This is a genomic window from Hoyosella subflava DQS3-9A1, from assembly GCF_000214175.1.
GTDB lineage: Bacteria > Actinomycetota > Actinomycetes > Mycobacteriales > Mycobacteriaceae > Hoyosella > Hoyosella subflava.
Window position 1 is genome coordinate 1660041 of the sequence record NC_015564.1, and the last position, 12892, is coordinate 1672932.

12 protein-coding genes are annotated in these 12892 nt (G+C 62.2%); 5 read left to right on the plus strand and 7 right to left on the minus strand.

The window, feature by feature from the left end; genetic code table 11:
* The first annotated feature begins 4 nt into the window (after nucleotides 1–4).
* Both AS9A_RS07725 and AS9A_RS07730 read left to right on the plus strand, forming a co-directional pair.
* Nucleotides 5–1591: an FAD-binding oxidoreductase gene (locus AS9A_RS07725; RefSeq protein ID WP_013806396.1), complete on the plus strand. Its 1587-nt coding sequence runs from the start codon at nucleotides 5–7 to the stop codon at nucleotides 1589–1591.
* A gap of 11 nt (nucleotides 1592–1602) precedes the next feature.
* Nucleotides 1603–2454 carry a diacylglycerol/lipid kinase family protein gene (locus AS9A_RS07730; RefSeq protein WP_013806397.1) on the plus strand — a complete coding sequence of 284 codons (852 nt, stop codon included), beginning with the start codon at nucleotides 1603–1605 and terminating at the stop codon, nucleotides 2452–2454.
* 36 nt (nucleotides 2455–2490) lie between these two features.
* On the opposite strand, the gene AS9A_RS07735 is transcribed toward AS9A_RS07730, so the two are convergent.
* From AS9A_RS07735 to AS9A_RS07745, 3 genes are read right to left on the minus strand one after another with little or no spacing between them, the layout of a single operon-like run.
* On the minus strand, nucleotides 2491–3216 hold the full coding sequence (locus AS9A_RS07735) for an ABC transporter permease (protein ID WP_013806398.1): 726 nt from the start codon (nucleotides 3214–3216) through the stop codon (nucleotides 2491–2493).
* Nucleotides 3216–4094, minus strand: coding sequence for an ABC transporter ATP-binding protein (locus tag AS9A_RS07740; protein WP_013806399.1), 879 nt, complete (start codon nucleotides 4092–4094; stop codon nucleotides 3216–3218). The genes AS9A_RS07735 and AS9A_RS07740 overlap by 1 nt, the downstream gene beginning before the upstream one ends.
* A complete protein-coding gene (locus AS9A_RS07745; RefSeq protein ID WP_013806400.1) occupies nucleotides 4091–4450 on the minus strand; it encodes a GntR family transcriptional regulator in 360 nt (119 codons plus the stop codon). Before AS9A_RS07745 ends, AS9A_RS07740 begins: the two co-directional genes overlap by 4 nt.
* Nucleotides 4451–4645: 195 nt before the next feature.
* Between AS9A_RS07745 and AS9A_RS07750 the strand changes: the two genes are divergently transcribed.
* Nucleotides 4646–5212, plus strand: coding sequence for a hypothetical protein (locus tag AS9A_RS07750; RefSeq protein WP_041450948.1), 567 nt, complete (start codon nucleotides 4646–4648; stop codon nucleotides 5210–5212).
* Here AS9A_RS07750 and AS9A_RS07755 read toward each other — a convergent pair.
* The 4 genes from AS9A_RS07755 to AS9A_RS07770 form a co-directional block, all read right to left on the minus strand.
* Nucleotides 5199–5861, minus strand: coding sequence for a sterol desaturase family protein (locus tag AS9A_RS07755; RefSeq protein ID WP_013806402.1), 663 nt, complete (start codon nucleotides 5859–5861; stop codon nucleotides 5199–5201). The two genes, AS9A_RS07750 and AS9A_RS07755, sit on opposite strands and share 14 nt — an antisense overlap.
* Nucleotides 5858–6580 carry a FadR/GntR family transcriptional regulator gene (locus tag AS9A_RS07760; protein ID WP_013806403.1) on the minus strand — a complete coding sequence of 241 codons (723 nt, stop codon included), beginning with the start codon at nucleotides 6578–6580 and terminating at the stop codon, nucleotides 5858–5860. Before AS9A_RS07760 ends, AS9A_RS07755 begins: the two co-directional genes overlap by 4 nt.
* 86 nt (nucleotides 6581–6666) lie before the next feature.
* Complete coding sequence (locus AS9A_RS07765) at nucleotides 6667–8043, minus strand: mycothione reductase (protein ID WP_013806404.1); 1377 nt, start codon at nucleotides 8041–8043, stop codon at nucleotides 6667–6669.
* A 40-nt stretch (nucleotides 8044–8083) separates the two neighbouring features.
* Complete coding sequence (locus AS9A_RS07770) at nucleotides 8084–9160, minus strand: alpha/beta hydrolase (protein WP_013806405.1); 1077 nt, start codon at nucleotides 9158–9160, stop codon at nucleotides 8084–8086.
* Between the two features lie 141 nt (nucleotides 9161–9301).
* On the opposite strand from AS9A_RS07770, the gene mqo reads away from it, so the two are divergent.
* On the plus strand, nucleotides 9302–10879 hold the full coding sequence (gene mqo / locus AS9A_RS07775; protein ID WP_013806406.1) for a malate dehydrogenase (quinone): 1578 nt from the start codon (nucleotides 9302–9304) through the stop codon (nucleotides 10877–10879).
* Between the two features lie 54 nt (nucleotides 10880–10933).
* A complete protein-coding gene (locus AS9A_RS07780) occupies nucleotides 10934–12874 on the plus strand; it encodes a magnesium chelatase subunit D family protein (RefSeq protein ID WP_013806407.1) in 1941 nt (646 codons plus the stop codon).
* Nucleotides 12875–12892: the final 18 nt, after the last annotated feature.

A 12892-nucleotide genomic window follows, 5' to 3' on the forward strand; every position in this document is an offset into this window, starting at 1 on the left:
ACACATGGCAGAATTGATGCACTGGTCCCGCTGGGGCGACCCAGCCCACCGCACCGAACTCCCCGAGTCCGCGTGGAAGCTGCTCGAACTAGCGTTCGGTCCGCCACGTGAGACGCCCGCGGTACCGTTCGAGTCCCTCGCACTGTCGCCCCCGGCGCTGCCGCCAGAAGTGCTCAGTGCATTTCAGGAGTTGCTTGGTGCCGGCAACGTCCTTCTCGATGACACGGCTCGTGTGCAGCACACACGCGGCAAGTCCACTCCCGACCTGCTCAAGATCCGGGGTGGCGACCTCGCCGATGCCCCCGACGCGGTTCTGCGGCCCGGCAGTCACAGCGACGTCACTAAGGTCCTGGAGCTGTGCGCTGAGCACCGCGTCGCGGTGGTTCCGTTCGGTGGCGGCACCTCGGTGGTCGGAGGACTTGCGGCACGTCGGGACGGTTTCGGCGGTGTGGTCACACTCGACATGGCACGGCTAGACCGCCTGGTCAGTGTCGACAAACTCGCTGGGGTTGCCACACTCGAGGCGGGGCTGCTTGGGCCGCGCGCTGAGGAACTTCTGGCCGCTGAGGGCTTTACACTCGGGCATTTCCCACAGTCTTTCGAGTACGCAAGCATCGGCGGTTTCGCGGCGACCCGGTCGAGTGGGCAAGCCTCGTCGGGGTACGGACGGTTCGACGCGATGGTCGTGGGCCTCAAAGTCGCGACGCCGATCGGCACCCTCGTTCTGGGCTCGGCGCCGGCGAACGCTGCCGGACCCGACCTCCGCCAACTCGTTCTGGGGTCTGAGGGTGCATTCGGCGTTATTACTGAAGTTACCCTTCGCGTACATCCCGTGCCCGACGTGCGCATCTACGAGACGTGGCGGTTCGGGTCCTTCGCTGCGGGCCGCGACGCCATGCGCAAGCTCACTCAGGATGGCCTGCGGCCGACAGTGATCCGATTATCGGACGAGGCCGAGACAGCGATCAACTTGGCGAAACCATCCGAAGTTGGCAGTTCCTCGACGGGCGGGTGTCTGATGGTTGCCGGTTATGAGGGAGCGGAGGAGCATGTGGCGCGGATCCGTGGCGCGGTCACAGCCGAACTCACGGCGCGCGGCGGTGAAGCGCTCGGCGCTGAGGATGGGCAGCAATGGGCGGACGGCCGCTTCCACGGGCCCTATCTCCGGGACGTGTTACTCGACCACGGTGTACTCGTTGAGACGCTCGAGACCGCCACCTTCTGGTCGAATATGGACGCCCTCTATAGCAGCGTGAAGTCAGCGATCGAGTCGTCGCTCAGCGATCAGGGAACCCCAGCGATCGTGCTATGCCACATTTCGCACGTGTACGAGACCGGCGCATCGCTGTACTTCACAGTGGCCGCACGACAGCTGGATGACCCGCTCTCCCAGTGGAAAAAAGCGAAACAGGCAGCGTCGGATGCGATGATCGCAAGCGGTGCCACGATCACTCACCACCATGCGATCGGCAGAGACCATAAGCCATGGTTCGCGCAGGAAATCGGACCAGTGGGAGTCGACATCCTGCGTGCAGTGAAGGGCCGGGTCGATCCCGCGGGCATCTTGAACCCGGGGGTACTCATCCCATGAGGTCGTTCCACATGCTTGTTAACCCCGCATCTGGTGGTGGCAGCGCAATCGAGGCGGTGAAGCCGGTGGCAGAACGTCTCAGAGACGCAGGCGCGAACGTCACCGTCACGTACAGCACCGGCAAAGCGCGATCCCGGGAAATGATTCCTGACTCTGTCTCGCGCGGAGAGGTGATTGTGGCGGTGGGCGGTGATGGAATGGTCGGTTCCCTTGCGGGGGCGGTGGCCAAAACAGGGGGAACGCTGGGCATTGTCCCCACCGGGCGCGGGAACGACTTCGCGCGGCAGTTGGGTTTGCCGAAAGACCCAGAAGGCGTCGCCCGCGTCCTGCTCGACGGGAAGCCGCAGCCAGTCGACATCATCGAAGCGGCGGGGGAGACGGTTGTCGGCAGTGTGTACGCCGGTGTCGATTCTCTCGCGTCGGCTCTCGTTGACAGAGCCCAATGGCTGCCGCGTCCGCTGCAATACCCATATGCGGCGGTCCGGGCTCTTGCGACCTTTCCGCCACAGCGGTATGTCGTGACAGTGGACGGCAACCGGAGCCGATTCACGGGTTGCACTGTCGTAGTGGCGAACTCAGGATTCTATGGCAGCGGGATGCATGTCGCTCCCCGCGCGGATCCCACCGATGGATTGCTCGATGTGGTGATGATCGCCGCCTCGTCGCGGATACGGCTCATTGCGGCGATGCCGACTGTGTACAAGGGCACACACCTCGGCCGCCCCGAGGTGATCTGGGTGCGAGGCAAAGAAGTCACAATTGAGTGCGAAGGATCGGTCGACGCATACGGGGACGGCGATTGGCTTGCACCGCTCCCCGTAACGGCGACAGTCCGGGAGCATGCGTTGCAGGTTATGCGCTAACGGACCCTCGTCGGCCGAGCGCGTGACCGAAGGAGCTCAGACGGGCGATCTACGCGTGATGGCGTAGGCAGCGATCCCTGCCGTCAGAGCGACCAGCGCTGGGCCAGCCAGCACACTCGTCTCGAGCGGGATGTCGTTCAGCCACTGCCAGATGGTGGGCCACCAGCCCTGCCAGATGGTAACGACCGTAACCAAACCGCCAAGCAGCACGAGCGTGAGTGCGACGCTCCACACCCCGGTGGTGTTCCAGCGCTGGTAGACGGCGCCGAAGAACATTCCGAGGACGCCGCCCGTCATGATCACGAGTGGGACCAGTGTCCACTGCGCGATGGGGGCGACGGGAACCATCGCGGGCACCCGGAAGAAGGTGAATTCCTGACCCCAGCCGCCGGTGACCTCCTCAAGGAAAGCCATGAACCCCGTCGCGAGCGACAGAATCAGGCTCAGCACGGCGAGGTACAGGAGCGTGCTGTGGAAGAAGGCACGCCTGGTTAGCCCGAGGCTGAGCGCGAATGGCAAGGTCTGCGCTAACGCCTGCACCCCGAATACGAACAGGAAGATCGAGAGCACGATCGGCGTAGACGTGTTGATCTCGGCGCTTGGATCGCTGATTGCGAGAATGATCGCGTACTGGACCACGAAGATTGCGCTGAGAATCGCCGCGATCCACAGAACCAGCTGCGGCAGGGTAGCGGTGTGCAGGTGCATCGACCGCAGGATGCGCTGGTTGGCCGACGTGCGGGTGAGTGTGATAGTTGTCATTACGCTGCCCCCTTTGTGGTGGTGTGAACGACCAGTTGCTGCAATGACACGGGCTCAACGGTGAGCCCGCCGCGATGCGCGTCAGCCTTCCGCAATTCGCTGAAGGAGAGTTCGGCTGTCACTCTGGCCTGGGTGCCAAGCGTTTCCCGGGCCAGAACGGGTGCGGGACCGACGAATTCCGCGACTGACGAGGCTTCTCCGGTAACCACCGTTGCGCGGGACCGCAGGTTATCGGCCGAATCATCGAGCAAAATTCTCCCTTTGTCGATGACGATGACGTGCTCAATCAGGTTGCTCACTTCATCAATCAGATGCGTGGAGAGCACCACCGTGCGGGGATGTTCCGCGTAGTCGGCGAGAAGCCGGTCGTAGAACATGTGCCTGGCCACGGCATCGAGGCCGAGATACGGTTCATCGAAAAATGTCAGCGGCGCGCGGGAGGCGAGTCCGACGATGACACCGAGTGCGGACAGCATGCCGCGCGATAGTTTCTTGACCTTTCGCTTGAGGGGCAGCTGAAAGTCGTCGAGCAAGATATCTGCCAGATTCTGGTCCCAATGGGGGAGTAGGTAGCTCGCAGTGGACAGCACGTGCTTGACGGTGTAGTCGTCTGGGTACTTCTGGCTTTCCCGGATGAAGCTGATCTGTGACAGGACACCGGCGTTCTCGAGTGGCGTTTCACCGAGTACTTCCACTGAACCGCTGGTGAGGAATTCCTGGCCAGTCATGACGCGCATCAGGGTGGTCTTGCCAGCACCGTTGCGGCCAAGGAGTCCGTGAATAGTGTTGGGCTTTAATTCGAAGCTCACGTCGTCGAGTGCCAGCACGGAGCCAAATTTCTTGGTCACGGCCCGGCAGCGTGCGGCGGGTGCGGTCATTGGTTTACCTCCTGCTGGTCGAGCATGCTCTTGAGGTCGGTGAGCGAGATGCCTAGTTTGCGTGCTTCGGTGATAAGTGGCTCGACGTACTGGCGCGCGAATCGCTCCTGGCGCCGACGGCGAAGCTGATCACGAGCGCCAGCCGCGACGAACATTCCAATGCCTCTTTTCTTGTAGAGAATCCCGTCGGCGACGAGCTGGTTCAGCCCTTTGGCGGCAGTTGCTGGATTGATGCGGTTGAACGCTGCGAGCTCATTCGTCGAAGGCGCTTGCTCTTCTTCGGCGAGCGTCCCATCGATAATCGAGTTTTCGACCATCTCGGCGATTTGCTGAAACAGCGGGCGTCCATCGTCCATCGTCACCCCCTTCCGTAAGGGGAACGGCTTAACCACTTAAGTGGTTCATTACTCATGTAACTAACTATAGAAGTAAGCGAAGCATCGTGCAAGAGGTGCCGAGCTCCCGTGTGTGCTGGGTCCTAGCGGGACAATCTTCGTGATATCGCACAACTGTGCAGGTAGCGGCAGCGGAAGTCGCGTAACGTGCACTGCATGGAACTCGTCTCGGTCTCAGTTGGAGACACTGAGTATGAGGTTCGCTGCGACGGGGATCACCGCAGTGGCGCCGTGCTGATCATCGGATCAGCAGGAGTCGCCGCTGAGTCATATGACGACCTTTGCGCGCGCCTGCACAACTCGGGTCTTCGTACTATCACGCTGCCCCACAGTCCAGGCATTGATCATCGGGCCGCGCTCGCAGCGGTTGACGCGGCTAATGCTGCTTGGGTCAACGTTGCGGGCTACGGAGCCGGGGCCACCGTCGCATGGCAATTCGCTGCTCGGCACTTCAATCGCGTATCAAGTCTCGTTGTCCTCGGGGCCGCGCATCCGGCAGCTGCGACCGCGAGTGCCCCTGCTGAGGATCCGGAGTGTCCTCCGGTGGAGGTGGGAACCACCATCATCTCGACGAGCCCCGCAGAACTCGGTCAGGCGAAGGCGAGCGGACCATTTGTGCGGGGGGACCTCCGCATTGTCTCGGCGAATTCCGAGGGCGCTTCGGGGCAGGATGCCGCAGCGATTGTTGCGACGGAAGTAGTTCTGCGTTCTAACCCCTGGTGAAGTGCAGGTTCTTGGCCGTGGGTGATGTTTCCACAGCTTTCGGGTCGGGGTAGGTCCCCAAGACCCGATCTGCTGTACCCGATGTGGTCACCGTGAACCAGTAGTGCTCGTTCTTGAAGTGATGGTTGCGGTGGTTACGCCAGATCGCACGGTAGAAGCGTGACTGAGGGCGATAATTGCTGTGGATGAGGAAATGCGTCCACTCATATACGAGTCCAATTGCGCTCATGGTGAGGATGAACGTGAGCGCCAGACCTGGCCGCGGAAAAGCCAGGAAAGCAGCGGCTACCAGGGTGGGGATCACGAATGACAGCGTCTGCCACGGAATGAAAATCAGCGGCACGTTCTTCGGGTCGGCGTGGTGAGCGCGGTGGCTGCGAGCCAGCCGCGAATCCACAGTGTGTCCCGCAATTCTCCGAGGTCGCCAGTGCAATACGCATACGTGAATAACCCATTCGATGAACGGGAATACCGCCACGACGGTGAGTGGCACAAAGATGTCACTTAGCTGCCATTCGCCGACCGCGATTCTTGCCGCTAGTGCAATAGCAATTGTCGCGCCCAGCATCCACGGTGTGGGTTGCTGGCGGAAGGTGCGGGCAGCGTCGCTCAGGGAAATGAGCGCGGGCCGTGGGTCTTTTGGTCTCATCGAGCGTCCTTGATCGAGTTGAGAACTGAACTGAGGGCGAGTGTTCCAGCGGAAAGCAGGGCCTCTGCCCGTGTACTCGTCAGCTGGTGATCATTGGCCGCGATCGCCGTGGCGAGGTTGTGGTAGGCGTCGGCGTTGCTTACTTCGGCCTCCATTACCGGCGCAAGAACTGTGATCATCGGCTCGTACGCGCTGCGCAGGCTGTTGAAGATCAGCCGGAACGCGATTGAATCGGCCGAATCAACCACGGCGTCCCAGAACCCTAGTGCGCGGAACTGCAAGTCGATGGTGTCGGCGTTCGGCGACTCCATCGCGGCAGCAGCGTTGTGAAGCCGTGCAGCCTGGTCTGCTGTGACGCGCTGCGCAGCAAGCTCGGCAACTTTCACGCCGACGATCTGGCGCGCCTCGACCACACTCAGCGCGACCGCAACATCGGGTTCGCCCTGGGGGAGTAGAAGTTGTGGCAGCAATTCGGGGCCCGCATGCGCGCGGTAGTCACGCACGGAAGTCGCGTCCCCCTGGCGGACTTCCACTAGCCCAGCTTGGGAGAGTTTCTGGATCGCCTCCCGTATCGCGGGCCGCGATACTCCGAACGCCTCGGCTAGGCGCCGCTCGCTGGGCAGGTCATCCCCAGGGGCGAGTTCACCGCTGAGCACTCGGGCCGAGATCTGGTCAAACACGGCGGCGGATGTAGACGTTCGAGCGATCGCTTCAAACATGGAAATGAGATTAGTCATCAGATGGTAAGAGGTCAAGTGGTAAGACCACTAAGCTCATAGTAAATAAACATCGAGCCGGGAAGACCCTAAATACGCAGTCCGATCAGCGCATTCTCAACCACTTCGGCGAGCGCGGGGTGTATCCAGAACTGGTCGCGGGCCAGCCGCTTGGGTGTGGTACCGAACACCATTCCCTGAATTAGCGGCTGGATGGCGGTGGTCGCGTGCGCGCCGACGATGTGCGCGCCGATCAGTTGTCCAGTTGAACGATCGGCAAGTACCTTGCAGAATCCAGGGGCGTCCTCTGTGGCCCACCCAAACGCCGTGTCCTTGTACTCATGAGTCGATTCCGCGACGTCAATTCCCGCATCCTCAGCCTGTTCACTGGTGAGCCCCACGCTCGCGATCTGCGGATAGGTGAAGACCCCTGACGGTATGAAACGGTGATTGGCAGCCCTGGGCGACTCGGGGTTGAGCAGATTGTGCGCGACGACGTGAGCCTCGTGATTGGCGAGGTGCTTCAGCTGGATCGGGGCGCAGACGTCGCCCAGCGCCCAAATGCCGGAAGCGGTCGTTTGCTGACAGTCGTCGACCACCACACGACCGTCGAGATGGACCGACACGCCAGCGTTTTCGAGGCCCAGATTATCGCTGTTTGGACGCCGACCGAGGGCCAGGAGAAGAGCATCACCCTGCACGTGCGAGCCGTCATCCAGAACCACGCTCACCCCGTCCGCTGATGACTCAACAGATTCGGCAGTCGTACTCAGGCGTACGTCCCAGCGTGACCGCGCAACGTCGGTGAACAAACCGGAGACCGCCGCATCGTGATGGCGCAGCAGCCGCTCGCCACGGGATATCACAGTGACGGCGCTGCCGAGCGAGGAGAATATGTGTGCGAACTCGGCGGCGATGAAACCGCCACCAAGAATCACCAGACGCTGCGGGAATGTCTCAGCGCGCATGATGGTGTCTGAGGTATAGATCGGGCGCCTGTCGTTGGGAGAGTCGCTGGGGCGCGGGAGACCTTCGGGGACCGTCGCGCGCGCGCCCGTAGCGATCACGAACTGATCGGCGGAAATGCGGGCTCCGCTGGACAACTCCACGGTGCTGGAGCCGGTGAAGCTCGCGTGTTCCTTGAAGACCGTCACGTTCGGGTTGTCCTGCCTGAACTGTTCAGCAGCGGCAACGTTGCCGTCGATTCTGGAGAAGACGCGCTTCACTATCGCTTGCCAGTCGACGCCGTGTACCTCCGCATCGATGCCGAATCGGGAAGCGCTGTCGATCGACGCGGCGACATCAGCGGTATAGGCGAACATTTTCGTCGGAATACACCCGACGTTGAGACATGTCCCGCCGAAACGGTTCTCTTCGATAATCGCAACTGCCTTGTCGGCGAAGCGGCGGTTCACGATCATGTTGCCGGACCCCGCACCGATTATGGCGATGTCGAAATGGTCCATTCAGAGCTCCCTCTCGCAATGCAGTGGTGCGCGCGAGGCTTCAGGATACGACTGCTGTGCTCGTGCTGACTGCGGCGCTGGCCGTGCGCGCCAGGCCGTCGTACGCAGGAAGCCAGGAGAGGAACTCGCCGAGTTCGCGAAACGCTTCCTCGCGGGCCCCCTTTTGTGAGAGGAACACGTCGTGCCGTGCACCCGGGATCGGAACGATCAAGGTGCGATTGCCCATGCAGCCCGCCCATCGCGCAATCTGCTTGACATCGAGGACACAGTCCACTGAATCGATCTCAGAAACGTAGTGCGGCGAGAACCACGTCTTCGAAGACCTCAAGATCAGCGCGGGCACACCCACATCGAGACCGCGCTGGAGGGAAAAATGCCCGCGGCGGATGGCGCGCAGCCAGCCGAACCGGGCGGGATAACCGCCGTGGGGTTTCCAATCGAGATTGTATTCCCACTCGCCTTTGCGATCGGCGTGCAGGCTGGTCCCGTAACCGTCGAATTTCGCGTCCTGCGCGATCCTCATCGGCTGAACCCGCCCGACTGCTTCGATTGCAGCAGTGCCGATGCTGCGCAGCCACCATGAGCCCTGCATGTCGAGCCAAGGGCTGTTGAGGACGAGCCCCCGGATTCCTGCCCCTCTGGCACCGCCGGGCTCTCTGTTCAGGCGGTCCACCCATAACGGCGCGATCAGCCCCCCTGTCGAATGTGCAGCGACGATGACGCGGGTTCCCGCTCCTCCATCCCCCGCATCGTCGCCTTCCGCATCCTTACGGATGAGGCGCAAAGCCTCGTTCAGTTCTTCGTCGTAGAGAGCGAGATCTGTCACAAAGTGGGGCGTGAGACCGGGCCGCTGCGACCGGCCGCACTTGCGGAGGTCAAGCGCGTAGAAGCGGTAGCCCTGGGCGGCGAACCTGTCAGCCAAGTGGCGCTGAAAGAAATAGTCGGAGTACCCGTGGATGTACAAGGCAGTGCTGTGAGGTGCAGGAACAGTGCCCTTAGGGGGGACGTATCGAACAAGCGTCGCAACGATCTCACCCTCACCGTCCGGATCGGAACCGAGCTCGATCGTGTGCTGTTCGTAATTCTCACCCAAAACGTCAGCACGCCATGTCGTCACACCCACACCCTATCGCGCATACTGCAGGGGAACATTTGGGGCAGGATGGTACCGCTGTGTGGGAAACCTACCCACCGGTAGTACACACTGTCAGAAGAAGGCCGACGGGCGCCGAACGACCGGACAAGAAAGTTGAGTCCAGTGGCAAAACATGACGAGCGGAAGCGGGACGACTCGACGGACCGCGCACCGACCAGCACCGAGCAGTCGGTCGATGTAGCGCTGATCGGCGCTGGAATCATGAGCGCCACGCTAGGTGCGCTGCTGAGCGAACTCGAACCCAACTGGTCAGTTGCTCTGTACGAAAGGCTGAATGCCGCCGCCGCCGAGAGTAGCGATCCCTGGAACAATGCGGGCACCGGCCACTCGGCGCTATGCGAATTGAATTACACGCCACAGCAGCCTGACGGCAGCGTTGCCGTCGACAAGGCAGTCGAGATCAACGAGCGCTTCCAAGTCTCACGGCAGTACTGGGCATACGCTGTCGACAAGGGCATCCTCAGCAATCCCAAGGATTTCATCAACCCCATCCCGCACATGAGTTTCGTGCACGGTGAAGACAGCGTGAAGTACCTGCGCGCACGGTATGACGCTCTTGCCAGCCAGACCTTGTTCGAAGGCATGGAGTACACGGAGGACAAGCACGCGTTCTCAGAGTGGGTACCACTGATGGCGCAGGGGCGGGATTTCAGCGATCCCGTCGCACTGAACCGGTTCGATCTCGGTACAGACGTCGACTTTGGTGCTTTGACGCGCCAGCTTCTCACGTATCTGGGCACAGCGGGCTGCGACATTCGCTTCGGCCACGAAGTGCGCGATGTGCGTAAGGAAAACGACGGACGCTGGAAGCTGACCATCCGCAACATCCGGACAGGGGACAAGCGCATCGTCCGCGCTCGTTTCGTGTTCGTCGGCGCGGGGGGTGGCGCGCTCTCACTTCTTCAGAAATCCGGAATCAAGGAAATCAAAGGTTTCGGCGGATTTCCCGTGAGTGGGCAGTTCCTGCGGTGCACCAACCCGGACCTCATCGCAGCGCACAACGCGAAGGTCTACGGAAAGGCTGCCGTCGGTGCTCCGCCGATGTCAGTGCCGCACCTCGACACACGGGTCATTGGCGGCAATCGGGGACTCCTGTTCGGACCCTACGCGGGCTGGACACCGAAGTTCCTCAAGGAAGGCCACCTTTCTGACCTGTTCCTGTCGGTTAAGCCCAACAACGTTTTCCAGATGATGAGTGTGGGTCTGCACGAAATGGGCCTCACAAAATACCTGGTCGAGCAGGTTCTGCAGTCGAACGACACGCGTATCGGCGCGTTAGCGGAGTTCGTGCCGGAAGCAGAAGCAAGCGACTGGGAACTCATCACTGCTGGCCAGCGCGTTCAGATGATCCGTCCGGGCAAAGAAACGAAGGGCACCCTCGAACTCGGAACTGCGATCGTGGCAGCCGAGGACGGGACGATCGCTGGCCTGCTGGGTGCGTCGCCGGGTGCCTCGACCTGTGTCTCAGCGATGCTCGAGGTGCTGGAACGCTGCTTCGGTGACAGGTATCAGAAGTGGGAGAAGGACCTGCAGGGCGCGATCCCATCGATCGGTCAGTCGCTGAACGAGAACGCCAGCCTCTACCGCGAGGTGTGGGACCACAGCAACAAGGTTCTCAAGCTTACGACTCAAGAGGACACCGTTCCTGCTGTACCCGAAGATGCTGAACCCGCGACATAAGCGTGATCGTAGGCAAACGAAAGCAGTCGGAGCGAGTCCTCAGTGAGTGCCCCTATGACCCACGCCGTTAGCGCTGAACGAGGGTTCCCCTTCAGCGCAATCGTCGGACAGGACCAGTTGCGCCTCGCGCTGATTCTGTGTGCGATCCACCCCGGTATCGGCGGTGTGCTCGTACGTGGCGAGAAGGGCACCGCAAAATCGACAGTGGTTCGCGCGCTCGCAAGGCTGCTGCCGCCCGTTCGATCACAAGAGGGTCCACGTGCGGCGCGACTCGTTGAACTCCCAGTGGGTGCCACCGAGGACCGCGTGGTCGGGTCAATCGACCTGGAACGCGTGCTTCGCGACGGCGAACGGGCATTCCAGCCCGGTCTGCTGGCGCACGCACACGAAGGTGTGCTGTACGTCGACGAAGTGAATTTGCTGCACGACCATCTGGTTGACGTTCTGCTCGATGCGGCCGCGATGGGCAGAGTGCACGTCGAACGCGATGGCTTCTCGCACACGCATCCCGCCAGGTTCGTTCTCGTGGGGACAATGAACCCGGAAGAGGGTGAGCTGCGGCCCCAGTTGCTGGACCGATTCGGCCTTACCGTCGATGTCTCGGCTTCACGTGATGTAGGTGTGCGAGCGGAAGTGATCCGGCGCCGCCTCGAATATGAACGGGACCCCGATCGGTTCGCCGCTCGATTCGACGGCCAGGACACCCAATTGGCGGAGCGCATCGCAATTGCACGCGACGCGCTCGATTCGGTCACTCTGCCTGACCGGGAGGTGCGGCGCATCGCCTCACTGTGCGCCGAGTTCGGTGTCGACGGAATGCGCGCCGACCTAGTGATGGCACGCACCGCGATCGCGCATGCGGCATGGCGCGGCGCGGTCGAAGCAGGAGAAGACGACATCCGTGCTGCAGCGGAACTGACCCTGCCGCACCGACAGCGCAGGGACCCCTTCGACGAACCCGGTCTTGATCAGAACCAGCTAGACGACGCGATGACGAAGGCAGCCCAGGACGCGGATTCTGGGGGCCCCGAGCCCGACCCAGATGACCCCGGCCCAGACGATCCGGACCCTAACGATCCTGGCCCCCAGGACCCGGGCCCGCCGACTTCCGGGGGGCACACACCTCCTGGCAGCGGCGACTCGGCTGCCGAGAGTGCAGACGAGAGCACTGGTGGCTCCTCAGACAACGCGCCCGAGCGCAAGTCAGCGCCGCCTCAGGGATCGTTCCGGGCGCGTCTGCTCGAGATACCGGGAACAGGAGAAGGGGCGCCTGGGCGTCGATCTCGAGCACGGTCGCAGCGAGGACGAATCGTGCGTCCGGCGGCCTTTCGCGGGCGGGCCCTACACGTTCCGGCGACCATTCTTGAAGCCGCGGCGCAGCTGCGGAGCCGCGGCCGGTTCTCGGTGCGGCCCACAGATTTGCGGGGCGCCGAACACGAAGGCAGGGAAGGCAACCTCGTAGTATTTGTTGTTGACGCCTCGGGCTCGATGGCCGCACGTGACCGCCTTTCGGCGGTCACCGGGGCGGTCGTTTCCCTGCTTCGTGACGCTTATCAGAGGCGAGACAAGGTAGCCGTGATCACCTTGCGGGGGCGTCAAGCTGAACTCGTCTTGCCCCCGACATCGTCGATCGATATCGCGGTTCGCAGGCTCGATTCGCTGCGCACCGGCGGGCGCACCCCACTGGCCGAAGGTCTTGTCAAAGCACGCGAGGTCGTGCTGCGCGAGCGTGTTCGTGACGCGCAGCGACGGGCGCTCGTGGTCCTCCTGACGGACGGGCGCGCCACTGCGGGAGCGGAACCGGTAAAACGAGCGCACCGGGCTGCGCGGCTCGTGGTCGACGCGGGAATTGCGTCCGTCACCGTGGACTGTGAACATGGAATGGTTCGCCTCGGGCTCGCGGCCGACCTTTCTCGTCACCTCCAAGGCGGATACGTGCGGCTGGCTGAGCTTTCAGCGGATGCTGTCACCGGTGTCGTCCGCGCGGCCGCATAGTCTGGCAGCCAGCTCAGG